Origin of the sequence: Micromonospora sp. NPDC048905, from assembly GCF_040649655.1 — a bacterium.
In the GTDB taxonomy this organism is placed as follows: Bacteria; Actinomycetota; Actinomycetes; order Mycobacteriales; family Micromonosporaceae; genus Micromonospora.
Genome location: NZ_JBEZFV010000013.1, coordinates 106012 through 132333, shown reverse-complemented (window position 1 = coordinate 132333; position 26322 = coordinate 106012). Strand labels below are relative to the sequence as shown.

Below are 26322 nucleotides of genomic sequence, written 5' to 3'. Positions count from 1 at the left end.
GAAAGGCAGATGCTAATCTCCCGGCCGCTTGTTTCCGCTGTGGATCTTGGATGTTTCGCGACGGGTGGGCACCGGCGGTCGAACCCGCCCCGAGCACCACATCGATAGGATGCCGTCAATGAGATTTCTCCACTGGATTCCGGCAACCCCAGACGATGCCGTGCCACTGGCGGCTCTCTTTCGACGGGCCGAGGCGCACGCCCCCGTCGGCCTCGATCAACGCGCCGAGGACGCCGGCAGACGGCTGGCGAGCCTCGGTCCGGACCTCGCTCGGCACACCCTCGTCGGCGTCGCTGACGACGGGGCCGTCGCCGCGTACGCGGAAGCGGCTGACATGGGGGCTCGCACGGCAACGTAAACCCGGGCGGCCACCCCGGCTGTCTGCCTCATCGAAGGCGTCGCGGCACGCGTCGCGCAACGCCTCCTCGCGATGACCGCCGCGATCCGGCACAACATGGCCACCGGCCCACCCGTAACCAAGTCCTTGATCGCCTACGGGCGGCACGCAGCCGTCAGGCAGTGGCCCGGCCAGGCATCGGTCCGACCCGTCAGCCCCGGAAACGACGCAGGCGGTAGCAGCGCCGGGCGGAGCGGCAGTTACAGGCGGGGTGACCGGTGAGTCGCGCGACCGTCCGCGATGGCCGGTCCGGACCCCGGACCGGCGCCGAGGGTGCCGGATCACTCCGGCGTCCTCCGACTCAACCTCGGGACGGGCGGACGGCGTTGATACGGGTAGGACGCAGAAGGGGGCAGGATGAGTGGAGCGGACAGGTACGCCGGGTTCCGCGAGTTCGCCCTAACGCGCGGACCGGCCCTCTCGCGGACAGCCTACCTACTCGTCGGCGATCACCAGGAGGCGCAGGACCTGCTTCAGGAGGCGCTGGCGAAGACGGCCCGGCACTGGCGTCGGGTGCAGGCCGGCGGCCACCCGGAAGCCTACGTCCGCACGGTGATGCTCAATCAGCTTCGCTCCTGGCGCCGCCGGCGGCGACCCACCGAGGTGACCTCCGAGCGGGTTCCCGACGCGGCGTCCGGCGACGACCTCGCCAGCGACACCGCCGTGCGGGTCACGGTGGCATGCGCACTCGCTACCCTGCCCGCGCGCCAGCGGGCGGCGCTGTACCTGCGCTTCTACGAAGATCTGTCGGAAGTGGAGACCGACCGTCTACTCGGGTGCAGCGTCGGCACTGTGAAGCGGCACGTCCACGACGCCCTGGTCCGCCTGCGACAGCACATCCCCTCGACTCCGCCCACCGCGTTCGAAGGCGTCCAGCCGTCGGAGGTTGACCATGTCTGACGCGTTCCGTCGTGTTTACCAAGATCTGGCCGAGCACGGCCGCAACTACGCCGATCCCGACCGGGCGATCGCCGTCGCTCGGCGCCGCCGGATGAACCTCACGGTCGGGGTGTCTGCCTGCGCCGGGGTCCTTGCGGTGGTGACGGCGGCGGGGGTCGTCATGCAACCGTTCGGAGAGGTCGGACCGACCACGCCGGGGTCGACAGCCTCCGGCAGGCCGACCGGCCTCGCACCGCCGGCGGTCGATCCGCTCGCCCCGGCGCCAGCACTGCCGTCCACGGGCGTCGGCCACGCCACTCTCGTCTACGCCACGTGCGCGGCCGGTTGCGCACCACGGCTCCTGCTCCCGGACGGCCAGCAGTTCACGCTTCCGGTGGCCAGCCCGATCGGCATGGCCCTGTCCCCCGACGGACGGTGGTTGGGGTATCCCGACGCAAGCCGGTACCTGGTACGCGACCTGAAGGGCGGGCAAGTCCTGTCGATCGAGCCGAAGTCCACGGGTGGTCGGGTCACCGGACGGGCCTGGGCGCCGGACTCGGGCTGGCTCCTCCTCGACGAATCCGCGTCGGCAGAAGGCGGAGAGTTCGTCCTCGTCCGTCTGAGCTCCGGCACGCAGCGACGGATCCCGGGGTCACCAACCGAGGTGATCGGGGTGATGCGGGGAGGCGAACCGCTGTCCATCCCACGCCGGCGGGATCAGACGCGCCTGACCACGCTGACCGTCACCGCCGGCCTGGCGGGCACATCGCCCCCGGTCACGGTCGAGGTCGGGGACCGGATCGGACCCGACGAAACGATCGACCGGTCCGGCATGTTGTATCCGAGCCGCGACGACAGCCGGCTACGGGTCGTCGTCACGACGATGGACGGTGATCGTCCTACTCGGGTGCTCGATCTCGACCGGAGCGGTCGGGTCCACTCCGAGCAGCAGGTACCGATGGACTCCGGCCGCTGGTACGTCATCGGCTCGGACGGCGAGCGGATCTTTCTCGGCCGGCAGGTCAATCTGAGCTCGGACGGCCCTCGGACGATCGTGCTGTCGATGGACGGCCTCAACCTGCGTGAGGTGGCCACCCTCCCGCAGGACGCCATCGTGGTGATGCCCGGCGGACGCACCGGCTGACCCGACCTGAGCTGCGGTACCGCACCTGCGCGGCAGCCCCGGAGGGGGACATGTTGCGGGTTGGCGACCCTCTTAGGGGAGAATGACACAACGGCGGCAGCGGGCCTCGTACGTGTAGGTCCCGTCGTCCGGCAGCGCGGTTGACGGCGCGAGTTCTCGGATCATCGGCTTGCCGTCCTCGAGTACCTGCGTGTGTGTCGCGTCGAGAGACCGACAGACGTCGCACACCGCACGCCGATACAGCACCTTCGCTGGCGCCAGTTCGAACAGCGCCTTCACCGGAGCGAACAGGCATCCCCGGTGATCCAGATCGATGCCGGCGACGACGACCTGAATTCCCGAACGGACCGCAGCACCCAGCACGGCGATGTCATCGACGGTAAACATGTGGATCTCGTCGACGCCAATGACTTCGACCTCAGCGTCGGCGGCGCCTCCAAGTGAGCTGACCTTGACCGTCTGCAAACTGCCCCCGGAACGTGAGGTCACCGCAATGTCCCGGCTGTGTCGAGTTGACTGGTAGATCCGGTGCGGGATGCCGGCGTGCCGGAGCGGAGACAGCAGGCTGATCATTTCCAGCGACTTGCCGCCCTTGACCGGGCCGAGGATAACCGTCAGGTCCATGGGCCCAACCCTGCCATCAACCACCCCGCTTACGGTCGGCACCCACTCGCCCCGAGACCGCTCTTACACCGCGAGGGACAGCCCGGGTCGCGCCGCCGTCCAGGACCTACCCGGAACGGCAGGCTCGGATCATCGAGCGATCCGCGCGCGGTTCACCGCACTGGCGCGAGCAGCCGGCCGCCCTTCAGGGCCGCCTCGGTGCCGGTCCAGCGTGCCTGAAACAGCCGGTCGTGCGAGACCACCACCACCGCGCCGGAATAGTTGGCAAGTGCCTGCTCCAGCTCCTCGACCAGCATCAGCGACAGGTGGTTCGTGGGCTCGTCGAGCAGCAGCACGTCGGCCTCGACGGCCAGCAGGCGGGCCAGAGCCAGCCGGCGCCGCTGCCCGACGGACAGCGCGCCGACCGGTTTGTCGAAGTCACCGGCGCGGAACAGGCCCAGCGATTCCAGCCGCTCGGCGTGCTCCTGGCGGGTGCCGACGCGGCCGGACGCAAACGCCGACAGCAGGCTGTGCGATGGGGCACCGACCGCGCTCTCCTGCGGCAGGTACCCCCGACGCCCCCGGCGCCGCACCGTCCCTTCGTCCGGGGTCAGCACACCGGCCAGCACATCGAGCAGGGTCGACTTGCCGGCCCCGTTCGGCCCGGTGACCAGCAGCCGCTCACCGGCGGTGACGGTCAGCTCCGGCACCCACAGCCGGCCGGCGACCCGGACGCCGCACGCTGTGAGGACGGTGCCCTCCCGAACTGCCGCGTCGAGCGGCGCGTGCAAGCGCAGCGGGTCCGGCGGTCGGGGCACCGGTTCGGCGTGCAGTCGGTGGAGGCGTTCGGCGGCGCTGCGTACCCGGGTGGAGATCGACGCTTGGACTCGGCGGCCGTCACCGTTGTACTTGCACTTGTTGTGGTCCCTGATGGCGCGGCCGGGCGCCACCCGGTACGCCGTCGTCGTGCCCCAGTCGGTCCAGTGTGCGATCTCGGCGGTCCACTCCGCGTGGGCCTGCTCCCACCGCTGCCGCGCCGCCCGCTTCTCGGCGAGGTATCCGGCGTAACCGTTGCCGTAGCGCACCACCGTGCCCCGGTCCCCGTCGACCTCCAGGATCGTGGTGGCCACCCGCTGCAGCAGCAGCCGGTCGTGGGTCACCACCACGAGCGTGCCCCGGTGCCGGCGCAGCCGGTCCTCCAGCCAGGCCAGCGCCGTCCCGTCGAGGTTGTTGGTGGGCTCGTCGAGCAGCAGCAGTTCGGGGTCGGCCGACAGCACCCCGGCCAGCGCGAGCCGCGCCCGTTGCCCACCGGAGAGCGTGCCGAGTGCCCGGTCCGGCGTCAGCTCGCCGATCCCGAGGGCGGACATCGCCGCCCGCACCTGCGCATCGGCCCGATATCCGCCGCGCAGTTCATAAGCGGTGACCATTTCTCCGTACGCGTGGAGTAGCCCAGCCTCGCCCGCGCTGAGCTCCTGCTCCGCCTGAGTGATCCGGCGCTGGAGGTCGCGCAGGTCCGCGAGCGCCGCGTCGGTCGCGTCGGCGACTGTGGCAGTGTCCGGCAGGTCGAGGACCTGGCCGAGGTATCCGATCCCGCCGTCGGCGGTGACCACTATCTCGCCCTCGTCCGGTGGCTCTTGCCCGGCGAGCAGCCGCAGGAGGGTGGACTTCCCAGCGCCGTTCTCGCCTACCACGGCGGCCCGTTCGCCGTCACGGACGGTGCCGGACACCGCGTTCAGCACCCGGCCGTGGGCATACGCCTTACTCACCGCGTGCAGTGTGAGTTGGGTGGACATGGCACTCCTCTCCGGCGATCAGGCCCGGACGCGGCCGTCGAGCAGGGTCAGTTCGGGGCCCTGCCAGCCGCGGCGCAGCCAGCGGTCGTGGGAGGCGACGACGACGCCGCCCGGCGCGCTGCGCAGCGCCTCTTCCAGCTCCTCCACCAGGCGCAGCGACAGATGGTTGGTGGGTTCGTCGAGCAGCAGAACGTCCGGCGGCCGGGCCATCAGCATTGCCAGGGCGACCCGGCGGCGCTGGCCGGTTGAGAGTTGCCCGACCGGCCGTTCCACGTCACCGCCGACCAGCAGGCCGAGCCGGGACAGCGGCACCGCGGGGTCGTCGCCGGCCGCCTCGGCGTAATACGAGTGGGCAGTCCGCTGCGGGTCGGGGAACTCGACGTCCTGCTCGAGCAGCGCGACGCGCAGCCCCTCCGACCGGTACGCGGCGCCAGCGTCCGGCTCCAGGTCACCGGCGAGCACCCGCAGCAGCGTCGACTTGCCAGCCCCGTTGGGCCCGGTGATCAGCAGACGCTCGCCGGTCGCGACGGTCAGGTCGTCGATCTTGAGCCGGCCGTCGACGCGTACCCCGCGCAGCGAAACACTGCCCTCGTGCGGGCCGAGCTCGGTCACCGCGGCGGTGAGGCTGAGCTGGGCCGGGGGCCGCTTGGCCTGGTCGGCGGTGAGTTCGTCCAGACGCTGCTGGGCGTTGCGCACCCGCCGGGAGATCTGTTTCTGGACTCGGCTGCCGTGCCGGTCGTACCCAATCTTGTTGTTGTCCTTGATGGAGCGTGCGTGGTTGACGTCGGGCGCGGTGGTGGCCACGGCCTGTCGCAGCTCCTTCAATTCTTTCTGCTCGGCCGCGTACTGCTGCTCCCAACGCGCCCGCTCGCGGCGTTTGACCTCGAGGTAGTCGGAGTAGGTGCCGCCGTAGCGGGTGACACCTCCCCGGGACGGGTCGAGGTCGACGATGTCGGTGCAGGTCCCGTCGAGGAATGCCCGATCGTGCGAGGCCACCACTACCGCGCCCGGAAGTTCGGCCAGCCGCTGCTCCAGGAAGCTGACCGCTTCCTCGTCGAGGTGGTTGGTCGGCTCGTCCAGCAGCAGCGCCCGCGGCTGCCGGATCAACAGCGCTGCCAGGCCGAGGCGCGTGCGCTGCCCACCGGAGAGCGAGCCGAGCGGACGGGTCATGTCCGTAACGGATAGACCGAGGCCGTCGAGCACCAGCTTCGCCCGGTGGTCGGCGTCCCAGAGGCCGTGGTCCTCAGCCCAGCCGAGTAGATCCCCGTACTCGGTGAGGGCAGCCTCGTCGTCGGGCCGCTCGGCCAGGATCTCACCGAGATCGTCGAGCCGGTCGCGGACTCGGTGGAACTCCTGGAGCGCGTCGTCGACGACGGCGCCGAGCGGGGCATCAGCCGGGAACGGAAACTCCTGACGAAGAAACTCGGTATCGGCCGCGCGCTGCACCTCACCGCCGTCCGGCTCCTCCTCGCCGGCGAGCAACCGCAGCAGGGTGGACTTGCCGACCCCGTTCTCACCGACCAGGCCCAGCCGCTGGCCGGGCCCCGCGGAGAGCGAGACACCGTCGAGAACGATGCGATCGCCGTAGACCTTCACCAGGTCTTGGGCATGCAGAACAGACACGTTTGACACGCGGACACCAATCGCCGAATCAAGTGGGGATCGACTGCCCGCCGGGGCTCGACAACCACGAGAAGGTGGCGTGCCACGGCAGCGGGCTGGGTGCGTGTCAGTAGATCACCCGGCCATACTCACACGAACCAGGCAACCCGACAACCTGTTTGCCGGGCCGCCGAGACGGTTCCACAGCGTCCGCGACCCACGACGGCATGCCGATGCGGCGCACCGTCACCAGCTGCACGAGTTGCCTGTGCTGCTACAACTTCGCCGCTCGGCGCAAGGGCCACCTGCCCGGCGGGCACCGCTCTCGACATCCGGCGCAGCCGAAAAATCCGCAGAGCAACCGGACGGATACGAGATGTGACCGAGTCGAATGACTCGGTCACATCCGCTCTGAGCTGCAAAACAGCCGCAATCAGCCCTTCAGCAGCTCCCGTGCCATGACGATCCGCTGCACCTGGTTCGTTCCTTCGTAGATCTGGGTGATCTTGGCGTCGCGCATCATCCGCTCGAGCGGGTAGTCCCGCGTGTAGCCGTAACCGCCGAGCAACTGCACCGCGTCCGTGGTGATCTCCATGGCGGCGTCCGAGGCGAAGCACTTGGCCGCCGCGCCGAAGTAGGTCAGATCGGCGTCGCCACGCTCGGACTTGCCGGCAGCCGCGTAGGTGAGCTGCCGGGCAGCCTCCAGCTTCATGCCCATGTCGGCGAGCATGAACTGGATGCCCTGGAACTCAGCGATCGCCTTGCCGAACTGACGGCGCTCAGCCACGTACCCCTTGGCGTAGTCGAGCGCGCCCTGCGCGATCCCGACGGCCTGCGCGGCGATGGTGACCCGGGTGTGGTCCAGGGTCTTCATCGCGGTGGCGAAGCCGGTGCCCTCCGCGCCGATCATCCGGTCGGCGGGGATCCGCACGTTGTCGAGGTAGACCTCGCGGGTGGGCGAGCCCTTGATGCCGAGCTTCTTCTCCGGTGCGCCGAAGCTCACACCGGCGTCGGACTTCTCCACGACGAAGGCCGAGATGCCCCGGGATCGGGCGGCCGGGTCGGTGACGGCGAAGACGGTGTAGTACTCGGAGACACCCGCATTGGTGATCCACCGCTTCACGCCGTTGAGCACCCAGTGATCCCCGTCACGCACTGCCCGGGTCGTCATCGACGCGGCGTCGCTGCCCGCCTCCGGCTCGGAGAGGCAGTACGAGAACATCGCGTCCCCGGCCGCGACCGGCGTCAGGTAACGGCGCTTGAGGTCCTCGGAACCGGACAACAACAGCGGCATGGTGCCGAGTTTGTTCACCGCCGGGATCAGCGAGGAGGACGCGCAGGCGCGGGCCACCTCCTCGATCACGATGGCGGTGGCCAGCGCGTCCGCGCCCGCGCCGCCGTACTCCTCGGGGATGTGCGGGGCGTGGAAGTCGGCTGCCCGCAGTGCTTCGTAGGACGCCTTGGGGAACTCCCCGGTCTCGTCGGCCTCGGCGGCGTGCGGGGCCACCTTCGCCGTGCAGACCTCTCGGACCGCGTCCCGGATCGCCTGGTGCTCCTCGGGCAACCGGTAGACGTCGAACGACTCGCCTGCGGCCATGTTGGGTCCCTTCCCTTCACCGCTATCATGCGCAGTCTGTGGCGACTCCTGACCGCCGACCGCGCAGACTGAAGACTAGCTACTGCAGTTCAGGTGATGTTACCGGCGCGTAGGTATGGGCATGAGGGTGCACCCAGGCCGCTGGGCAATGATGGAGGACAACAGTGAGCCACCCCTCCGGTGCCCCGCCAGGCGCCGCAGCAGAATGCGACGCGACGACGCGCCGCCAGTGCGAGCGGAGAAGACAGGCGTGACGATCCCCTACCCCACCATCCAGCCGACCCCCGCCATCGCCGCGGTGACACCGCCCTCAGGCGCGCCTCGACCGCGGGTGACGTTCCTGGGAACCGGCTACCTAGGTGCGACGTACGCCATCTGTTACGCCGAACTGGGCTACGACGTGCTCGGATTCGACGTCGACGCGGACAAGATCGCGATGCTGAACGCTGGTCAGGTGCCGATCCACGAGCCCGGCCTGGATGAGCTGCTGCGGCGTAACCTCGCCGCCGGCCGCCTCCGGTTCAGCACCGACATCGCCGAGACCGCCGACTTCGGTGACGTGCACTTCATCTGCGTCGGCACCCCGCAGCGGGCCGACGGCATGGGCGCCGACCTGTCGTACGTCGAGGCGTCGGTCACCAGCCTCGCGCAGCACCTCACCCGCAAGGCGCTGATCGTCGGCAAGTCCACCGTGCCGGTCGGCACCGCCGAGTGGGTGGAGCAGCTGGTCGGCAAGCACACCCCCGGAGACCTGGGCGTCGAGGTGGCGTGGAGCCCCGAGTTCCTCCAGGAGGGCTTCGCCGTCGACGACGTCCTGCGCCCCAACCGGATCGTGGTCGGCGTGAAGAGCGAGTGGGCCAACGGCATGCTCTACGCCGCGCACAAGGGCGTGTTCGACCTGGCCGCCACCGAGGACCGCGAGGTGCCCCTGGTGGTCACCGACTTCGCCACCGCCGAGCTGGTCAAGGTCGCCGCGAACGCCTTCCTGGCCACCAAGATCTCCTTCATCAACGCGATGGCCGAGGTCTGCGAGGCCTCCGGTGGCGACGTCACCCAACTCGCCCGCGCGATCGGCTACGACCCCCGGATCGGCAACCGGTTCCTCCAGGCCGGCCTCGGCTTCGGCGGCGCCTGCCTGCCCAAGGACATCCGGGCCTTCCAGGCCCGGGCCCAGGAGTTGGGCGCCGGCGAGGCGTTGCGCTTCCTGCACGAGGTCGACCTGATCAACCTGCGCCGTCGTACCCGGGTGCTGCAACTCGCCTCGGATCTGCTCGGCCGCCGCTCCGGTCCGGCCGGCCCGGACTTCTCCGGCACCCGGATCGCCGTGCTCGGTGCGACCTTCAAGCCCAACACCGACGACGTCCGCGACGCTCCGGCGCTCGCCGTCGCCGCGTTGTTGCACAAGGCCGGCGCCGAGGTGCACGTGTACGACCCGCAGGGCAGCGAGAACGCCCGCCGCGCAGTGCCCGAGCTGATCTACGAGAGCGGCATCAACGAGGCGGTCACCGGCGCGGACCTGGTCTGCGTCCTCACCGAGTGGGCCGACTTCCGCAACGCCGACCCGGTCGTCCTCGGCGAGTTGGTCAACGGTCGCAAGGTGGTCGACGGTCGTAACTGCCTCGACTCGGCCCTCTGGACCCAGGCCGGCTGGGAGTACCGGGGCATGGGCCGCCCCTGATCGGACCACCCCACCGGCCGGCCATCGAACGTATCGGTGGCCGGCCGGTGTCGTTGTTTGCCCCGGACCCGCCGACAAGAGTCGAAATCCGGGCCAGCTTTGGGCATGCTGCGACAGTGGGAGTCCACAGTGCGGGTGGAGGGGTGTCGTGGCGAACTTTCAATGCTCCTCGTGCGGCCGGGAGATCAAACCGGCCGTCCACTGCCCACACTGCGGGGCTGACCAGCCGCAGTGGGTCGAGCACCTGGCGGACATCGAGCGTTCGATCGCGGAGATGAAGCGGCGCGACGCCGCCATCGCCAGCGAGCAGCGGCAGATCGCCGCGAAGATGCAGGCCGCGCTCTTCCAGCGGGACATCCTCGCCCACGCCGGTGAGGAGCGGCTCAAGCAGGCCACCCGGCCGCGCCGCGTGCTCCGCCGCCGCCCCGGCCGGCGCCCATCGGCCGCCGGTGCCTCGGTGCCGCCCCGGGTCCCCCGGCAGGGCACCCCGTCCGCCCCCGAGGACCCGCCGCCGCCTCCACCGAGGCCGAGCTGGCTGGACGCGGACGACCCGGCGCACCCACCGGAAGCCTCGTCGCGCGAAGTACAGAACATCCCCCTCGGGCTGGGCGCGTTGCTGCTCGCGGTGGCCGCGGTGGTCTTCGCCGCCGTCGCCACCAGCTCGATGGACGCGCTGGCCCGGCTCGGCATCCTGCTCCTGGCCACGGTGCTGATGCTGCTCGCCCCACCGGTGCTGGCCCGGCGTGGGCTCACCTCCACCGCCGAGACCATCGCCGCGGTCGGCCTGCTGCTGTTGCCGCTCGCCGGCAACGCCCTCTGGGCCGTGGACCGGATCGGCGCGGGCGGCGCCTCCGGCACCGTCTTCGCCGGGGTGCTCTTCGCGGTCACCGCGGGAGTCGCCTTCGGGTACGCCGGCTGGACCGGTCTGCGCGCACCCCGCTTCGCCACCGTGCTCGCCGCGCAGCCGGTGCTGCCGCTGTTGGCGTACGACCAGATCACCGGCCCGGGTGGCTGGGCGCTGGTGCTGGCCCTGGTCGCCCTCGTCGACCTCTGGCTGGCCCGCTCCGGCGTGGCCCTGGAACGCCCCGTCCGGCAGGATCTGCCACCGTCGGACACCACGTCCGCGCCCCGCGAACGCGGCGCCGAGACCCGGCCGGAGGGCGACGCGGAGGAGGCCGCCGAGCTGATCGACGCCAGCGCGGGTTCGACCGACACCCGGCCGAGCCGCCCGGTCCCCGGGCTGGGCGAGCTGACCTGGGTGCTGCACGCGGTGGCGGTCGCGGTCGCCCTGGCGTACGCGGTCACCGCCCTGCTCCGGGCACAGACCGTGCCGACCGCGACCGGCGCCGGGGTGGTGCTGCTGCTGGCCGCCACGATCGGGCTGGCCGGCGCGCTGGTGCTGCGTCGCGCGCCGCTGCCCGACGTCGCGGCGGGCATCGTCACGCTGGCCGTGATCGGCGCGCTGAGCCGCATCGCCTCGGTGGCCTTCCCGGGCCGGGCGCTGCTGCTGATCGCCGCGGTCATCACGGTGACCGGGCTGGCCGTACGCGCGGTCCCCGAGGCGGCCCGACGCGGCCCGCAGCTCGCCTCGGCGGTGGCGCTGACCGTCAGCGGGCTGGTGGTCGCCGGTGGCGCGCTACGCGCCGGGTTGGCGCCGGTCCGGGCGGCACTGCCCGCCTGGGATGCCGACCTCGACCGGTTTCCGGCCGCGCTGGCCGCTGCGGTCGGGCCGACCACCTGGCAGCTCGCGGGTGCCGCCTTCCTGCTCACCATCGCGGCGGTGCTGGCCCTGCCGGCGGAGATCCGCCGGGAGTTCGCGGTCGCCGGCGCGGCGCTGACCGCGCTCGCCGTACCGGCCTCGCTCGGTCTCGGTTGGGCCGCGGCACCCTGGCCGATGGTGATCACCGCGATCGGCATCGGGGTCATCGGGCTCTCCGCCCGCACCGACCGAGCGGCGGCGGCGCACGCCATCGGAGCGGCCGTGGTGGGCCTGCTCGGCGCCGGTGCCAGCCTGTCGCGCCCCGCGCTCACCGCAGCGGTCCTGCTCACCCTGTTCACGGCCGGCACGCTTGTCGCGCTGGCACCCCGGATCCGGATCGCCTCGGCCGCCTCCGACACGGTCACCGCCTGGGCCGCCGGAGGGGCTGCGTTCGCGCTGCCCGGGGCGGTGGCCGCGTTCGTGGCCGCCACCGTGCCCACCGACCCGACCCCCACCCCGGCCAGCCTCCGCGAGGTGACCGTCCCGGTGCTGGCAGCCAGCTTCCTGGCGGTCTGCGTGACCCTCGGCTACGCCGCCGTCGTGCAGGTCTCCCAGCGCCGCATCCCCGCACCGCTGTCGGTCGGCACCGGGCTGGGCGCGTTGCTGGTCACCGCCGCCGCGTTCGGAGCGCCCGGCGCGACCGTCGCCGACGCCTGGGTGGGCGCACTGCTGCTGGTCGCCGCGGTGCTGCTGTTCCTGGCCCCCTCCATCGACGCCGGCCGTCGCGCCGACCTCACCCTCGACGGCTCGGACCTGGCCGCCGCGGCGGTCACCACCGCCCTGATCGCCACGCTGGTACGGATCGGGGCGGTACTCGCCCCGGGCGGGCAGTTGGCGATGGCCGCCGCACTGGTCCTGGTGGTCGCCGTGGGAGCACGCACCATGCCGGAGGAGTGGCGACGCGGACCAATCCTCGGCCTCGCCGCCGGCGGTCTCCTCATCGGCGTACTCGCCGGCTGGTCGGCGATTCGCGGTGGGGTCGGTGTGCTGGCCACCCCCGGCCCGATCTGGCAGGGCGACCTGAGCGGCTGGCCGGCCGCGCCCGTTGGCGGGGCCACCTGGCAGGCACCTGTCGCGTTGGCGCTGCTGGCCCTCGCCGCCGGCATCCTGCTCCCGCCGCCCTGGCGGTGGGACGTGTCCGGCGCGGCCGTGGTACTCGCCACGATCGGCGCGCCGGCCGCGTTCGATCTGGCCTGGTGGTCGCCGGTCCTGGTCGGCGCAACTGTCGCCACCGTCTACGGGATGGCAGCGGCGGCCAGCGAGGAGGCGCGCGCCGGGCTGTCCCGGGCGACCGTGGCCGGAGTGGTCGCGCTGCACGCCGCCGGAGCCGGCCTGGTCCAGCCCTGGACGACCGCACTGGCCCTGGGCAGCATCGCGCTGATCGGCGTGGTGGTGGCGACGGTGGCACGCGTCCTGGCCGGCCCACAGGTGGCCGACATCGACACCGAGGGGATGCCGCCGCACCTGGTGCAGATCGGTGGCGCGGCGATCGGTGCGGCCGTGCTGGCCCTCCCCGGCGCGGTGGCGGCACTGGCCGCCGAATTCGAGAACTCGGCGCAGGTGGTGCTGACCGCCGCGCTGGCCGCGTCCAGCCTCGGCCTCGCCGCCGTGGCCGCGGTCCGCCGTCAGGTGCCGCAATATCTGCCCTGGGTCAGCGTCGCGGTGGTCGGCGGGGCCAGCATCAGCGCCCTCGCCGCCATCCCCACCGGCCTTCCCGCGGGCGTCTACGCGGCTGCCGCCGCGCTGCTCGGTGTGCTGGCCGAGCTGATCCGAGCGGCCACCGTGCCGCCCACCGGCTCCGCCCAGCCGGTTCGGCGCTGGGCGGTACGGCTCGACGGCGCGCTCCGGCGACTGCCGGACGACCCGGAACGACGCCGGTGGCGGGTCAACCCGGCCGCGGGTGCACTGGCCGCGGCGGCCCTGCCGACCGCCCTGGCCCTCGCCTCGATCGCACCGGCGCTGGTCACCGCGCTGGTCGAGCCCCACCGCACCCTGACCCGGATCTGGCAGGGTCCGCTGCCGGAGCTGCTCACCCCGCCGCCGGACGTGGTCAACCCGACGCACGTGTTGACGGCGCTGCTGCTCACCGCGACCGCCGCGCTGGCCGCCACCGGGTTCAGCGGCGGGCGGCGGTCCCGGGCCGTGCCGGTGGTGCTGCCCGGGGCAGCCGTCACCCTGCTGATCGCACCCATCGCGTTGGGTCGGGGCTGGCCCGCCAGCACGGTCGCCGCGCTCTCCGTCTTCACCATCGCGATGCTCGGTCTCGCGCTGACCCCACCGCCGCCGCTGGCCGAGCGGGCCCGCTCGCTGCGGCTGGCCCGGGTGCTGGTGTTCGTCATCGGTCTGGCCGGCGGCAGCGCCGGACTCGCCGGCAGTCTGGCCGATCGGCAGTTGACCCTGTTCACCCTCGGCAGCGCTGTCGCGGTGGGGGCGGTGGGGGCGGTGTTCGGCACCACCCAGCGGGCGCGCATCCTCGGTTGGCTCTTCGCCTCACTCATGGCGCAGCTCTTCGTCCTCACCGCCGGCCTGGTCGCCGGGCTGGCCGCGGTCTGGTCCGCGTTCGGGGTGCTCGCGGTCGGGGCGGTCCTGCAGGTGCTCGCCGCGACCCTGCCCCGGCTGCGCCGTCCCGAGGCGCAGCGGGAGGCGTCCACCGTGGAGTGGACCGGTTACGCCGCCGCGCTCATCGCGTTGGCCCTCGCCTTCGACTCGCCCCGACACATCGCCGCCCTGCTGGCCGCCTGGGGTGCGGTCCTCGGCGTGGCGGCGACCCGGCCCGGCCGCCGGCCGGTGGAACGTCGGATCCTGTTCTGGGCCGTGGTGATCTGCGAGATCACCGCGTGGTGGATCCTGATGCGGGTCGCCGACGTGGCGCTGCCCGAGGCGTACACGCTGCCGTTCGCCGCGCTGGCCCTGCTCGTCGGGGTCCTGGAGCTGCGCCACCGACCGGACCTGAGCAGTTGGGTGGCGTACGGACCGGCGCTGGTCGCCGCCTTCGTGCCGACGCTGGCCATCGTGCTGGCCACCGAGTCCAGCACGGTACGGCAGATGCTGCTGCTGCTCGGTGCGGTCGCAGTGTTGATCTTCGGCTCGTCCAGCCGGCAGCAGGCACCGGTGATCGTCGGCGCGTCGGTCACCGCGATCGCCGCGATCCACGCGCTGGTGAGCCTCGGCCCGTGGCTGGCGCTCATCCCGGTGGGCATCCTGCTACTCGTGCTCGGCGCGAGCAACGAGCGCCGCCGCCGCGCCCAGGAACGCCTCCAGACCGCCCTGCGCGGCATGAGATGAATCGGAGGGTCACGGCGGCGTGGGTGCGTGGGGGCGGTGAGTGGGCCGGGTTCGTGGGGGCGGTGAGTGGGCCGGGTGCGTGGGGCCTCGCGGGGGTACGGCTAGCGCAGGGTTGCCTGGAGGGCGGCTTCCTTGTCGGCCACCAGCTTCTCCAGGTTCTGCTGGTAGGTCGTCATGCTGGCGCGCAGGGTTTCGTCGTGGGCGCCGAGGATCCGTACGGCGAGCAGGCCCGCGTTGCGGGCGTTGCCGATCGACACGGTGGCGACCGGGATCCCGGCCGGCATCTGCACGATGGACAGCAGCGAGTCCATGCCGTCGAGGTGCTTCAGCGGCACCGGCACACCGATCACCGGCAGCGGCGTCACCGAGGCGACCATGCCCGGCAGGGCGGCGGCACCGCCAGCCCCGGCGATGATCACCTTGAGGCCCCGGTCGGCGGCGTCCCGGCCGTACTCGATCATCGCCACCGGAGTGCGGTGCGCCGAGATGACCCGCACCTCGTACGCCACGCCGAAGTCGTCCAACACCTCGGCGGCGGCGCGCATGGTCGGCCAGTCCGAGTCGCTACCCATGATCAAGCCGACCGTGCTCACCGAGGTCTCCTTCTCGACCGAGGGGCTCACTCGTGCCCCTCGCGCAACCAGCGGGCGGCCCGCGCGGCCCGCGCCCGTACGTCGTCCAGGTCGTCGCCGAGCACCGTGACGTGCCCGACCTTGCGGCCCGGTCGCACCTGCTTGCCGTAGAGGTGCACCTTGGCGCCGGGCTCGGCGGCGAAGAGGTGGTGCAGCCGCTCGTCGATCGAGATGCCGCCCGGCTCTCCACCGAGCACGTTCGCCATCACCACCACCGGCGCGGTCAGCGAGGTGTCACCCATCGGGTAGTCCAGCACCGCCCGCAGGTGCTGCTCGAACTGCGAGGTCCGGGAACCCTCGATGGTCCAGTGCCCGGAGTTGTGCGGGCGCATCGCCAGCTCGTTGACCACGATCGCGGGCCGGCCGGCGTCGTCGCGCACCTCGAACAGCTCCACGGCCAGCAGGCCGATCACCCCGAGCGCGGTGGCCAGGTCGATGGCGAGTTGCTGGGCGGAGACCGCCAGCTCCTCGTCCAGGCCGGGCGCCGGGGCCAGCACCTCCACGTTGATGCCGTCCCGCTGCACCGTCTCCACCACCGGGTACGCGGCCACCTGACCGAACGGCGACCGGGCGACCTGCACGGCCAGCTCCCGACGCAACGGCACCCGCTCCTCGACGATCAGCCGGGTGCCGCCGGCGAGCAGCGTCGCGGCCAGCTCGCTGGCCTGGGTGGCGTCGTCGACCATCCACACGCCCCGGCCGTCGTAGCCACCGCGCGCCGCCTTCAGCACCACCGGCCAGCCGACCTGCTCGCCGAAACCGACGAGGTCGGCGGGCGCACCGACCGGCCGCCACGCCGGGTTGGGCGCACCCAGCTCGGTCAGGCGTTCCCGCATGACCTGCTTGTCCTGGGCGTGCAGCAGCGCGTCCGCCGGCGGATAGAGGGTCACCCCTTCCGCCGTCAGCGTGCGGATGTGTTCGGAGGGCACGTGCTCGTGGTCGAAGGTGACCACATCACAGCCCTTGGCGAAGGTGCGCAGGGCGGCCAGGTCGGTGTGGTCGCCGTACTGGACGTCGGCGGCGACCAACGCCGCGCCGTCGTCGGGGGCGGTCGCGAGCACACGCAGTGACTGGCCGAGGGCGATCGCGGCCTGGTGGGTCATCCGGGCCAACTGGCCGCCACCCACCATGCCGACAACAGGCAGACCGGTACGGGAATCCATAGCGCGGCCAGCCTATCCGGGGCCTCGGCACGCCCACCCGGTGGGCCGGCGACCCGCCCCGGAAGCGCCGCGGCGGCCGCCCGTCGTGCGGCGTGGGCAACTACGGTGCGCTCAGCCGAGCTCGGCGACCAGCTCCTCGGCGGAGGTGACCGGCCGTTGGCAGACGAACCCCCGGCAGACGTACGCGGCGGACCGCCCGTCGACAAGCGGACGGTCCGCGAGCAGCGGCACCCCGGGCTGGTCCGGTTGCCCGGCGACGACCACCGCCCCGGGCGGGGCGTGCCGGTGGGCCGCGGCCACCAGGGGGTCACCCGCCGGGTCGTCCGTCACCACGGCGATCTCGAACGGCCCGGAGAGCAGCGCCTCACCGACCATTGCCGCGTACCCGGTGAACCGGGGGTGCTGCCCGACGATCGGCGCGACAGTGGCGAGCGCCGCCTCGGCGGCCTCCCGGTAGCGCGGCTCCCCGCTCAGTGCCGAGTACGCGACCAGCCCGGCGACCAACGCCGACCGTCCGGACGGGGTGGCGTTGTCGGTCGGGTCAGCGGGCCGGGCGACCAGCCGCTCGGCGTCGTCGGCGGTGTCGTAGAAGGCGCCACCGGGCGCGGCGAAGCGCGCCAGCGCGGTGTCCAGCAGCTCGCCGGCCAGCGTGAGCCAGCGCCCCTCGCCGGTGAGCTGGTGCAGCGCGCAGAAGGCCTCCGCCACACAGCCGTAGTCCTCCAGGACGCCGGCCGGCTCGCCGACCTTGCCGTCCCGGGAGACCCGGCGCAGGCGGCCGTCCACCAGGTGCACGGTGGCCAGGTGTTCGGCGGCGTCGCGCATCGCGCCGTCGGCGACGATCGTCACGCCGTCCATCAGGTTGGCGTCCTCGTCCTTCGGGGACGCGTACAACGCGGCCACCTGGAGGAACTCGACGACGGCGGTGATCGCCAGGCCGTTCCAGGCGGCCACCACCTTGTCGTCGCGGGCCGGCTGCGGGCGGGTGTCCCGGGCGCTGAGGAGCCGCCCGACCACCTGCTGCCAGCGGGACCGCACCTCGGGTGCGGCGTCGTCGACGTCCCGGGCGAGCCTGAGCACGCTCATGCCGTGCTCAAAGGTGCCCTCGTCGGTCACCGTGAACAGGTCGGCGGCGAACCGGCCGTCCTCCTCGCCCAGCGCCTCGACGAGCTGCGCGGGTGTCCAGGCGTAGGTGAGCCCCTCGACGCCCTCGGTGTCGGCGTCCAGCGCGGACAGGAAGCCCTCCCCCGGCCGGTGCAGCTCGTCGGCGAGGAAGCGGGCGGTGTCCCGGGCCACCCGGCGGGCCAGCGGGTCACCGGTGAGCCGCCACAGCTGGGTGTAGACCCGCAGCAGCAGCGCGTTGTCGTAGAGCATCTTCTCGAAGTGCGGCACCGTCCAGTGCGCGTCCACCGAGTAGCGGGCGAAGCCGCCGGCGAGCTGGTCGTAGATGCCACCACGGGCCATCGCCTCGGCGGTGTGCCGGGTCATCTCCAGGCTGCGCGGGTCGCCCGTGCGCTGGTGGTGGCGCAGCAGGAACAGCAGGTTCATGTGCGGTGGGAACTTCGGGGCGCCGCCGAAACCGCCGTTCGTCGCGTCGTACTCGCTGGCCAGCCTGCCGGCCGCGGCGTCGAGCAGCGGCGCGTCCAGCGGGGCGGTGGGGCCACCCACGGCCTGTGCGCCACCGATGGCCTCGACCACCGCGGCGCCCTGGCGCACCACCGCCTCGCGCTGCTCCCGCCAGGCGGTGCTGACCGACTGGAGCAACTGCATGAAGTTCGTCCGCGGGAAGTAGGTGCCGCAGAAGAACGGGGTGCCGTCCGGGGCGGCGAAGACGGTCATCGGCCAGCCGCCCTGGCCGGTCATCGCCTGGGTCGCGGTCATGTAGACCGCGTCCACGTCCGGGCGCTCCTCACGATCCACCTTGATCGACACGAAGTTGTCGTTCAACAGGGCCGCCACCTGCTCGTTCTCGAACGACTCGTGCGCCATCACATGACACCAGTGACACGCCGCGTAGCCCACCGAGATGAGCACCGGAACGTCGCGCCGTCTCGCCTCGGCGAACGCCTCGTCCGACCAGGGCCACCAGTCGACCGGGTTGTCGGCGTGCTGGAGCAGGTACGGGGAGGTGGCGTCGACGAGTCGGTTCACCCGACGACCATAACCAGCCGCGGCGCGGACCGCGCGGGCTCCACCCGAGCCGGTCAGGAGGCGCCGTCGGCGCGCAGCCGGAACACGTTCGACTCCGCCGAGTCGCGCAGCGACCCGAGCACCGCGCCGATCTTGTCGGCCGGCATCGGCTTGAAGAAGTGGTAACCCTGCGCCGAGGTGCAGCCCAGCTCGGCCAGGGCCAGCCGCTGCTCGGCGGTCTCCACCCCTTCGGCGACCACGCGCAGCCCCAACTCGTGGGCGAGCCCCACAGTCGTCCGTACGATCGCGGCGGCCTCCGGCGAGTCCGTCATCCGGATCACGAACGAGCGGTCCACCTTCAGCTCGTCCACCGCGATCCGGGTGAGGAAGGTCAGCGACGAGAAGCCGGTGCCGAAATCGTCGACGGCGAGTTGCACGCCCATCGACCGGAGCGTGGCCAGCACCTCGTCGATGATTTCCAGTTCACTCATCACCACCGTCTCGGTGATCTCCAGGACCAGCCGGTGCGGTGGCACCTGATGTCGGCGCAACACCTCGGCGATCTCCGCCGGCAACCGGGGATCGAGCAGGCTGCGCGCCGACAGGTTGACCGAGATCGGGACGTCGAGCCCCTCCCGGGCCCAACTCGCGGCCACGCCGAGAGCCTTGTCGAGCACGTAGCGGGTGAAGGTGCCGAGCTGCTCGCTGTTTTCCACCGGCCGGATGAAGTCGGCCGGACCCAGCCATCCGCGCCGGGGATGCTGCCAGCGGATCAGCGCCTCCACCCCGGTGGGCGCACCGGTGGCCAGGTCGACAGCCGGTTGCAACGCCAGCACCAACTGGTCGTCGACCTTCAGCGCCTCGCGTAGCTCGGCCAGCAGGGCAAGCTGGTCGGTGCTTGCCGCGTCGCGGGTGCCGTCGTACGCGGCGACGTTGCCGCCGCCCTCCTTGGCCTGGTACATGGCGATGTCGGCCCGGCGCAGCAGCTCGGTCAGGTCGGCGGTGCCGGCGTCGGCCACCACCACCCCGACGGAAACCTCGATCGACATCCGGACGCCGGCCACCTCGGTCGGCGCGGCCAGTCGTTCGGCGATCTCGCGGGCCTGCCGCAGTGCGTGAGCCATCGGGGCGGCCCGGTCCCCGAGCACCGGCACCGCGGTGAGCAGCAGAGCGAACTCGTCGCCGCCGAGGCGGCCGAGCAGGTCACCGGGGCGGGCCAGCGCACTGAGCCGGTTCGCGGTCAGTCGCAGCAACTGGTCGCCGGCGGCGTGACCGAGGGTGTCGTTGACTTCCTTGAACTGGTTGATGTCCAGCAGCAGCAGCGCCACCGGGTGATCGTGTGCGAGTTGTCGCAGCGACTGATCGCCCTTGTCGAGCATCGCCGCCCGGTTCGCCAGCCCGGTGAGCGGGTCGTGCACCGCCTCGTACGACGAACGGGCGGTGACCAGCCGCAGCTCCCGGTGGGTCGCGGCGTCGTGCAGCGCGGCGGCGAGCGCGTCACCGAACGCGGCCACCGCATCGCGTTCCCGGGCGTTGGGCGGAGCAGATCGCGGGAACCGGACCCGCAGCCGACCCACCGGCGCGGCACCCACCGACAGTGCCCGACTCAGCTCGTGTTCGTCCGGCTCGGACTGGTCTGGCGGGTCCGTCTCCCGGTCGACGAACTGGCCGGTGGCGTCTCCCCGGTACCGGTGCCACCGGCCGTCGGTCCGAGCGACGTCGATGTCCACGAGTTCGGCGTTGAACAGCGTCAGCGCGCCGGTGACCGCCGCACTGGCCACACCTCGTTCGTCGAGCTGGTTGAGGGCCGCGGTGGCTTCGGCGAACGCTCGCCAGGTGCGGTGCTCCTGATCGGAGCGCAGCCGGTAGCGGTAGGTCTGTTGCAGGAGCCAGAGCAGCGGTGGGAGCAGCAGCAACCACCGTGGGTCGAGCTCCATCAGGGCGACGACGACGAGGCCGACCGCGACGTTGCCGACGAACATCAGGAGTTTGCCGCGCAGCGCGGCGAGCAGTGGCGGCCCGATCGGCAGCCCGTGCCGCAGGCCGAGCGTCACCCCACCCAGCCAGGCGGTCACCAGGAGGTAGGTCACCGACCCGGCGATCACGGCCGACGCCAGCATCGGGGTGGGCGGGGCGAGCAACGGCCGCCCGAGCGCGGTGGCCACGGAGGCGGCCAGTGCCGTCGCGGCGGCCAGCGACGCGGCGATCCGGAGGACATCGAGGGCCGGACGGCGGTCGTTGTGCAGGGAGAGAATCGTCCAGGCCAGGCCGGTGCCGAGCAGCGTGGCGGACGGCAGCCAGCCGGCCGGCGTCAGATGAAGGCAGACGATCAACGCCGCCTCGCCCCAGGTGATGCTGACCATGCCCGCCGACGACCGGAAGCGCAGCCGGGCGAGCTGGGCGAGCGCGAGGACGGCGACCGCGATGCCGAATCGGGCCGGCCCGCCGAGGGGATCGTCGGCCGGCAACCGGGCGGGAAGGGTCAACCCCACCGCGGAGGCGGCCAGGGCTGTCAGGGTGACGGCGGCGGTGAGCACGAGCAGACGGCCCGGTGTGCCCCGCACCCCGAGCCGGTCAGACGAGCGGCCGGCCGGACCGGAGGTCATCGACCTCCCCCGTCAGTCGACCGACCGACGGTACGGCGGGCGGCCGGTGCTGTGCGTGTCATCGGCGCCCCCTCCCGCACACGGCTCGGAGACTTTTGGTCCCCCGGCGGAAGGCTAAGCCAAACCGGGTGGCCGCAACAGGGGGCGACCACCCGGTTCGGCGTGATTCACGCGCTGGCTACCCGTTCCGGTGCTGCTGGTGCCCATTGGGACCGGTGGCGGATGAATCACGCCCGGTGGTCCCGTCTGTCGGATCGACGACTGAAGCGTCGACCCTGGTCGGGTCGGACGGCGTCGCCTGCTGCGGGAACCGGTCCGGCAGGCGGCGCAGCCGGGCGTTCATGTTGCGGATCAGCAGGATGGTCGCGGCGGCCAGCAGCAGGATGAGGAACAGGCCCATCGGCCCGGCCAGACCACCCGTGCGGGTGTCTCCGAAGTTGTTCTCCGCGAGCACCTGGGCAGCGGTCAGCATGGCGTTCCTCCGATGTGCGGTTGGTAACCAGGGTAGCTCTGCCCGGAATCAGCGCGCGTGCGCCGTCTCCCGCACCCCCGCGAAGAGATCGGACTCGGGCAGCGGGCTGTCGACCATTGATCGGGCCAGCTCGAAGTCCTCGGTCGGCCAGGCGCGGCGCTGCAACTCCATCGGCACGTGGAACCAGAAGCCGTCCGGGTCGACCTGGGTGGCGTGGGCGCGCAGCGCGTCGTCGCGGACGGGGAAGAACTCGGAGCACTCCACCCGCGTGGTGATCCGTGGACCCTTGTCGGGCCGGTCCTCCCAGCGCTTGATCCACTCCTCGTAGGGCGACTCCTTGCCCGCGGCCAGCATGCCCTCGTGCAACGCCATGATCTTGGCCTTGGAGAAGCCGATGTCGTAGTAGAGCTTCAACGGCTGCCAGGGCGCGCCCAGTTCCGGGTAGCGCTCCGGGTCGCCGGCGGCCTCGAACGCGGCCACGCTCACCTTGTGGCACATGATGTGGTCCGGGTGCGGGTAGCCACCCTCCTCGTCGTACGTGGTCACCACGTGCGGACGGAACTCGCGCATCAGCCGCACCAGTGGGCCGGCGGCCACCTCGACGTCCTGCAGGGCGAAACAGCCCTCGGGCAGCGGCGGCAGCGGGTCACCCTCGGGCAGCCCGGAGTCGACGAAGCCGAGCCAGGCCTGCTCGACGCCGAGGATCGCCCGGGCGGCGTCCATCTCGGCGCGGCGGATCTCGCCGATGTTGGCCCAGACGTCGGGACGGTCGAGCTTGGGGTTGAGCACGCTGCCGCGCTCCCCACCGGTGCACGTCACGACCAGGACGTCCACGCCCTCGGCGACGTACTTGGCCATGGTCGCCGCACCCTTGCTCGACTCGTCGTCGGGGTGCGCGTGCACGGCCATGAGTCGCAGCTGCTCTGCCAACTTCGGCACTCCTCGTCTGTGCCGGCCGGTGGACCCGACCGGGCTCGACCGGCTGACCTGCCGGGATCGTTGCTCACCGCACCCTGTCGCCGGCCAGCACCGCAGGGCATGACCTGCCATTCCTGCCGCTGGACCGGGTGGGAGGATGGACCTTGTCATTCTTGCCGATGCTGCCGACAACAACGCCAGGAGATACCCGCCGGTGACCGAGACGCACGCCACAATTTCACCCGGCGCTCCGGTTTTCCCCGCCGGACGCTACGGCCGTCGCCGCGCACCTGGCGGCGAACGCCGACGCAGCCTGCTCGCCGCGCTGGTGCTGCTGGCGCTCGTGGCGACGCTGACCGTGATCTCGGTGCGGCTCTACCGCCAGTACGGCGACCCGGTCTACGACGCCCAGGTCATCACTTACACCGACATCACAGACACCCAGGTGCTTGTCGACTTTCGGGTGACCGTGCCGGCGGGCGGCTCAGCGGTCTGCGTACTGCGCGCCCGGGACCGCGCGGGGGCCGAGGTGGCCCGTGACCAGATCACCGTCACCGCCCGGCCTGGCGACCGGCACGTCACGACCCAGCACCGCCTGACCACCACCGCGCGGCCGTTCATCGGCGAGGTTCTGCGCTGCCGACCCCCGTCCTGAGCTGCCACAACAGCCTCAGCGACCGGCCTCGGAGGGTGCCTACCCGGGGTGTCGGAACCGGACACCGGCGGTAATGGCCGACACGCTGTGTCGTACCGCACTGGTAACTTGGTAGTTCACCTGTCAGCCAGCCACGCACATCTGAGGAGAACGCCTGTGTCCACTGGCAACGAGGCGCCCGCCACCTGGCTGTCCCAGGACGCGCACGACCGCCTCCAGGCCGAGCTCGACGAGCACATCGCCAACCGCCCGGCGATCGCCGCCGAGATCAACGCTCGGCGCGAGGAGGGCGACCTGCGGGAGAACGGCGGCTACCACGCCGCCCGCGAGGAGCAGGGCAAGGCCGAGGGACGCATTCGCTACCTCCAGGAGTTGCTGCGTACCGCGAAGGTCGGCGAGGCGCCGTCCGCGGACGCGGTGTCGCCCGGCATGGTCGTGACGATCTACTTCGACGACGACGCCGACGACACCGAGACCTTCCTGCTCGGCTCGCGCGAGATCGCGGCCACCACCGACCTGACCGTCTACAGCCCCGAGTCCGCGCTCGGCAAGGCGATCCTGGGCGGTCGGCCCGGGCAGACCTGCACCTACACGGCACCCAGTGGCGCCGACATCAAGGTGACAGTGGTCAGCTTCGAGCCCTTCTCCGGCTGACGTCGCCGGCTGCACCGCAGGCCCAGACGCACCGCCCCGAGGCGTGACACCCACCGGTGTCACGCCTCGGCGGCGAAGACCACCTGGTAGCCGCTGGCCCGCAGCGCGCTGATCAGCGTGTCCGAGTGCTCCACGCCCCGGGTCTCCACCGACAGCGCCACCTCCACCTCGCCGAGACTGAGGTGCGGGTTGGCGCGCTGGTGCTCCACGTCCACCACGTTGGCCCGGTGCTCGGCGATCTGACTGAGCAGCGACGCCAGTTGTCCCGGCCGGTCCGAGCAGCGCACGGTCACCCGCAGGTAGCGGCCCGCGGCGGCCAGACCGTGCTCGATCACCCGGAGCATCAGCAGCGGGTCGATGTTGCCGCCGGAGAGCACCGCGACCACCGGCGTCTCCACCTCGACCACGCCGGCCAGCAACGCGGCGACGCCGACCGCCCCGGCCGGCTCGACGACCTGCTTACCGCGCTCCAGCAACATCAACAGCGCCCGGGAGATGTCCTCCTCGGAAACCGTGACGATCTCGTCGACGAGCTTGCGCACATGGTTGAAGGTGATCTCACCGGGCCGACCGACCGCGATGCCGTCGGCGATGGTGAAGAACGCCGGCAGCCGGACCGGCTCCCCGGCCACCAGCGAGGGAGGAAACGCCGCCGCGCCGGCCGCCTGGACGCCGATGATCCGGACGTCCGGTCGCAACGCCTTCACGGCGACCGCCATGCCCGAGATGAGACCGCCGCCGCCGACCCCGGTGATGATCGTCTTCACGTCCGGGCACTGTTCGAGGATCTCCAGCGCGACCGTGCCCTGACCGGCGATCACGTCCGGGTGGTCGAACGGGTGGATCAGCACCGCTCCGGTGCGCTCGGCGTAGGTGTGCGCGGCGACAAGTGACTCGTCGACGGTGTTGCCGGCGAACTCGACCTGCGCGCCGTACCCCTTGGTCGCGGCCACCTTCGGCAGCGGCGCGTTGACCGGCATGAAGACGGTGGCACGCGTGCCGACCAGGCCCGCGGCGAGAGCCACGCCCTGCGCGTGGTTGCCCGCGCTCGCCGCGACCACGCCGCGCTCCCGCTCCGCCGCCGACAACCGGGAGATCCGCACGTACGCGCCGCGCACCTTGTACGAGCCGGCGCGCTGCACGTTCTCGCACTTGAGCCAGGTCGGCCCGCCCAGCGCCGCGCTGAGCGGACGGGAGGGCTCCAGCGGGGTGGTCCGGATGACACCGGCGAGCAGTTCCCGTGCAGCCCGCACGTCGTCGAGACCGACCAGTTCCGTCATGCCCCGATCGTGCCACCCGCCTCCGGAGCCCTCTGCGGCGACACCGCTTCCGGCAAAGGCCCCGCTCCCGTTCGACGGCTGATCCACTCGACATCACCGAAACCGCGGTATCAACCTCGTGTGACAGCGCGGTTTCAGCAATCCCGTGTCGATCATGCCCGGGACGAGGCCTCCGGACCCACGGGCGGAGCCACCGGACCTGCGGGCGGAGCCACCGGACCCGCAGGCGGAGCCACCGGCCAGGCCTGAACCGCTGGCCAGCCGGGGGCGGCCGGCCATGCGGGCTGCGCGCGGGCGATGCGGGCCTCCTGTGCGGCGGAAATCCGCTGGATCAGCAGGTAGAACGTCACGGCGGCGAGCACACAGGCCACCGCCGGCACCGCGTTGCGAAGGAACGAGTCCCGGTAGTAGTCGGCGTACGCCTGATAGTCGCCGGCGGTGGCGGGGGTCTCCGGCAGGGCGTCGTAGGCTCGGCTGTCGAGGCGACTGGCCAACCTCTCGCCGACGCTGAACACCAGCCAGGAACTCCACCAGACGATCACCAGGGGCGGGGTGACCCGCCGCCAGAGGCTGTCCCGCGCGACGTTGCCCACCACGCGGGCCGGCACCACGAAGTTCGCGAACGGCACCAGCCAACCGGCGATCGCCCACCCGGCGCCCAGCGTCGGCAGCGCACCCGGGAACGCGTCGGTGTTCTTCCGCGCCCGCCACGTCCAGATGATCACCAGCACGGCGGCGGTAAGGTACGCCACCACCATGGGCAGCGCCGCCAGCACGCCGACGACCGCCGCACCGAGCAGCAGATCCGGGTCGTTGTCGGCCTGTGCCCGCCGGGACATCGCCCACCCGAGCAGCGGGGAGAGTGCCACCAGGAGGTAGAGCACCGCAGTCGCGCCGACCGCGATGCGCGCGGCCAGCCCGATGCCGCGTACGGAGTAGGTCGGCAGCCCCGGAGTGACGGCGGGTTGGCCGAGCGGCGTGTGGCAACGCTGACACTCGTGGAACGCGGAGGACGCGGTGTCCCCGCAGGTCTGGCAACGCATGGCTGTCTCCCGCTCAGAGCGACGGTGCGCGCACA

Annotated in this window: 19 protein-coding genes; 6 read left to right on the top strand and 13 right to left on the bottom strand. The window is 72.0% G+C overall.

What is annotated here, in order from left to right; genetic code table 11:
- Positions 1-115 precede the first annotated feature (115 nt).
- Positions 116-451 carry a hypothetical protein gene (locus AB0C01_RS27900; RefSeq protein WP_357572534.1) on the bottom strand — a complete coding sequence of 112 codons (336 nt, stop codon included), beginning with the start codon at positions 449-451 and terminating at the stop codon, positions 116-118.
- 303 nt (positions 452-754) lie between these two features.
- Between AB0C01_RS27900 and AB0C01_RS27895 the strand changes: the two genes are divergently transcribed.
- Together AB0C01_RS27895 and AB0C01_RS27890 are read left to right on the top strand one after the other, a co-directional pair.
- A complete protein-coding gene (locus AB0C01_RS27895) occupies positions 755-1297 on the top strand; it encodes a SigE family RNA polymerase sigma factor (protein ID WP_357572533.1) in 543 nt (180 codons plus the stop codon).
- Positions 1290-2420 (top strand): hypothetical protein, encoded by a 1131-nt coding sequence (locus AB0C01_RS27890; protein ID WP_357572532.1) that lies wholly within the window; start codon positions 1290-1292, stop codon positions 2418-2420. Before AB0C01_RS27895 ends, AB0C01_RS27890 begins: the two co-directional genes overlap by 8 nt.
- Positions 2421-2492: 72 nt before the next feature.
- On the opposite strand, the gene AB0C01_RS27885 is transcribed toward AB0C01_RS27890, so the two are convergent.
- The 4 genes from AB0C01_RS27885 to AB0C01_RS27870 all read right to left on the bottom strand — a co-directional run bounded on the left by AB0C01_RS27885 (position 2493) and on the right by AB0C01_RS27870 (position 8015).
- Positions 2493-3044: a thymidine kinase gene (locus AB0C01_RS27885; RefSeq protein WP_357241847.1), complete on the bottom strand. Its 552-nt coding sequence runs from the start codon at positions 3042-3044 to the stop codon at positions 2493-2495.
- A gap of 152 nt (positions 3045-3196) precedes the next feature.
- A complete protein-coding gene (locus AB0C01_RS27880; RefSeq protein ID WP_357572531.1) occupies positions 3197-4816 on the bottom strand; it encodes an ABC-F family ATP-binding cassette domain-containing protein in 1620 nt (539 codons plus the stop codon).
- A gap of 18 nt (positions 4817-4834) precedes the next feature.
- A complete protein-coding gene (locus AB0C01_RS27875; protein WP_357572530.1) occupies positions 4835-6439 on the bottom strand; it encodes an ABC-F family ATP-binding cassette domain-containing protein in 1605 nt (534 codons plus the stop codon).
- A gap of 412 nt (positions 6440-6851) precedes the next feature.
- Positions 6852-8015 (bottom strand): acyl-CoA dehydrogenase family protein, encoded by a 1164-nt coding sequence (locus AB0C01_RS27870; RefSeq protein ID WP_357572529.1) that lies wholly within the window; start codon positions 8013-8015, stop codon positions 6852-6854.
- Between the two features lie 250 nt (positions 8016-8265).
- Here AB0C01_RS27870 and AB0C01_RS27865 point away from each other — a divergent pair, with 250 nt between their 5' ends.
- Positions 8266-9693 (top strand): UDP-glucose/GDP-mannose dehydrogenase family protein, encoded by a 1428-nt coding sequence (locus AB0C01_RS27865; RefSeq protein WP_357572528.1) that lies wholly within the window; start codon positions 8266-8268, stop codon positions 9691-9693.
- A gap of 148 nt (positions 9694-9841) precedes the next feature.
- Complete coding sequence (locus tag AB0C01_RS27860; RefSeq protein WP_357572527.1) at positions 9842-14737, top strand: permease; 4896 nt, start codon at positions 9842-9844, stop codon at positions 14735-14737.
- Between the two features lie 101 nt (positions 14738-14838).
- Here the strand turns inward: AB0C01_RS27860 and purE are convergent, their stop codons facing one another.
- From purE to mca, 6 genes are all read right to left on the bottom strand, one after another.
- Positions 14839-15330, bottom strand: a complete 492-nt coding sequence (purE, locus tag AB0C01_RS27855) for a 5-(carboxyamino)imidazole ribonucleotide mutase (RefSeq protein ID WP_357241831.1) — start codon at positions 15328-15330, stop codon at positions 14839-14841.
- A 26-nt stretch (positions 15331-15356) separates the two neighbouring features.
- A complete protein-coding gene (locus tag AB0C01_RS27850) occupies positions 15357-16532 on the bottom strand; it encodes a 5-(carboxyamino)imidazole ribonucleotide synthase (RefSeq protein WP_357241828.1) in 1176 nt (391 codons plus the stop codon).
- A 111-nt stretch (positions 16533-16643) separates the two neighbouring features.
- A complete protein-coding gene (locus AB0C01_RS27845; RefSeq protein WP_357572526.1) occupies positions 16644-18680 on the bottom strand; it encodes a thioredoxin domain-containing protein in 2037 nt (678 codons plus the stop codon).
- Between the two features lie 53 nt (positions 18681-18733).
- Positions 18734-21265, bottom strand: coding sequence for a bifunctional diguanylate cyclase/phosphodiesterase (locus tag AB0C01_RS27840; protein ID WP_357572525.1), 2532 nt, complete (start codon positions 21263-21265; stop codon positions 18734-18736).
- 178 nt (positions 21266-21443) lie between these two features.
- Positions 21444-21737, bottom strand: a complete 294-nt coding sequence (locus tag AB0C01_RS27835) for a hypothetical protein (protein WP_357241819.1) — start codon at positions 21735-21737, stop codon at positions 21444-21446.
- Between the two features lie 48 nt (positions 21738-21785).
- Positions 21786-22667, bottom strand: a complete 882-nt coding sequence (mca, locus tag AB0C01_RS27830) for a mycothiol conjugate amidase Mca (RefSeq protein ID WP_357241816.1) — start codon at positions 22665-22667, stop codon at positions 21786-21788.
- Positions 22668-22869: 202 nt separating this feature from the next.
- On the opposite strand from mca, the gene AB0C01_RS27825 reads away from it, so the two are divergent.
- Together AB0C01_RS27825 and greA are read left to right on the top strand one after the other, a co-directional pair.
- Entirely contained in the window at positions 22870-23310 is a 441-nt protein-coding gene (locus AB0C01_RS27825) for a DUF4307 domain-containing protein (protein ID WP_357572555.1), read from the top strand.
- Between the two features lie 156 nt (positions 23311-23466).
- Positions 23467-23964 (top strand): transcription elongation factor GreA, encoded by a 498-nt coding sequence (greA, locus tag AB0C01_RS27820; protein ID WP_357241813.1) that lies wholly within the window; start codon positions 23467-23469, stop codon positions 23962-23964.
- A gap of 59 nt (positions 23965-24023) precedes the next feature.
- Here the strand turns inward: greA and ilvA are convergent, their stop codons facing one another.
- Together ilvA and AB0C01_RS27810 are read right to left on the bottom strand one after the other, a co-directional pair.
- Positions 24024-25244 (bottom strand): threonine ammonia-lyase, encoded by a 1221-nt coding sequence (ilvA, locus tag AB0C01_RS27815; protein WP_357241810.1) that lies wholly within the window; start codon positions 25242-25244, stop codon positions 24024-24026.
- A 152-nt stretch (positions 25245-25396) separates the two neighbouring features.
- Positions 25397-26287, bottom strand: a complete 891-nt coding sequence (locus AB0C01_RS27810) for a DUF4328 domain-containing protein (protein ID WP_357572524.1) — start codon at positions 26285-26287, stop codon at positions 25397-25399.
- Positions 26288-26322: the final 35 nt, after the last annotated feature.

Coding starts and splice junctions, on each gene's coding strand:
- AB0C01_RS27895 (WP_357572533.1), top strand. CDS start 755: ATGAGTGGAGCGGACAGGTACGCCGGGTTCCGCGAGTTCGCCCTAACG.
- AB0C01_RS27890 (WP_357572532.1), top strand. CDS start 1,290: ATGTCTGACGCGTTCCGTCGTGTTTACCAAGATCTGGCCGAGCACGGC.
- AB0C01_RS27885 (WP_357241847.1), bottom strand. CDS start 3,044: ATGGACCTGACGGTTATCCTCGGCCCGGTCAAGGGCGGCAAGTCGCTG.
- AB0C01_RS27880 (WP_357572531.1), bottom strand. CDS start 4,816: ATGTCCACCCAACTCACACTGCACGCGGTGAGTAAGGCGTATGCCCAC.
- AB0C01_RS27870 (WP_357572529.1), bottom strand. CDS start 8,015: ATGGCCGCAGGCGAGTCGTTCGACGTCTACCGGTTGCCCGAGGAGCAC.
- AB0C01_RS27850 (WP_357241828.1), bottom strand. CDS start 16,532: ATGGATTCCCGTACCGGTCTGCCTGTTGTCGGCATGGTGGGTGGCGGC.
- AB0C01_RS27840 (WP_357572525.1), bottom strand. CDS start 21,265: ATGACCTCCGGTCCGGCCGGCCGCTCGTCTGACCGGCTCGGGGTGCGG.
- AB0C01_RS27835 (WP_357241819.1), bottom strand. CDS start 21,737: ATGCTGACCGCTGCCCAGGTGCTCGCGGAGAACAACTTCGGAGACACC.
- ilvA (WP_357241810.1), bottom strand. CDS start 25,244: ATGACGGAACTGGTCGGTCTCGACGACGTGCGGGCTGCACGGGAACTG.
- AB0C01_RS27810 (WP_357572524.1), bottom strand. CDS start 26,287: ATGCGTTGCCAGACCTGCGGGGACACCGCGTCCTCCGCGTTCCACGAG.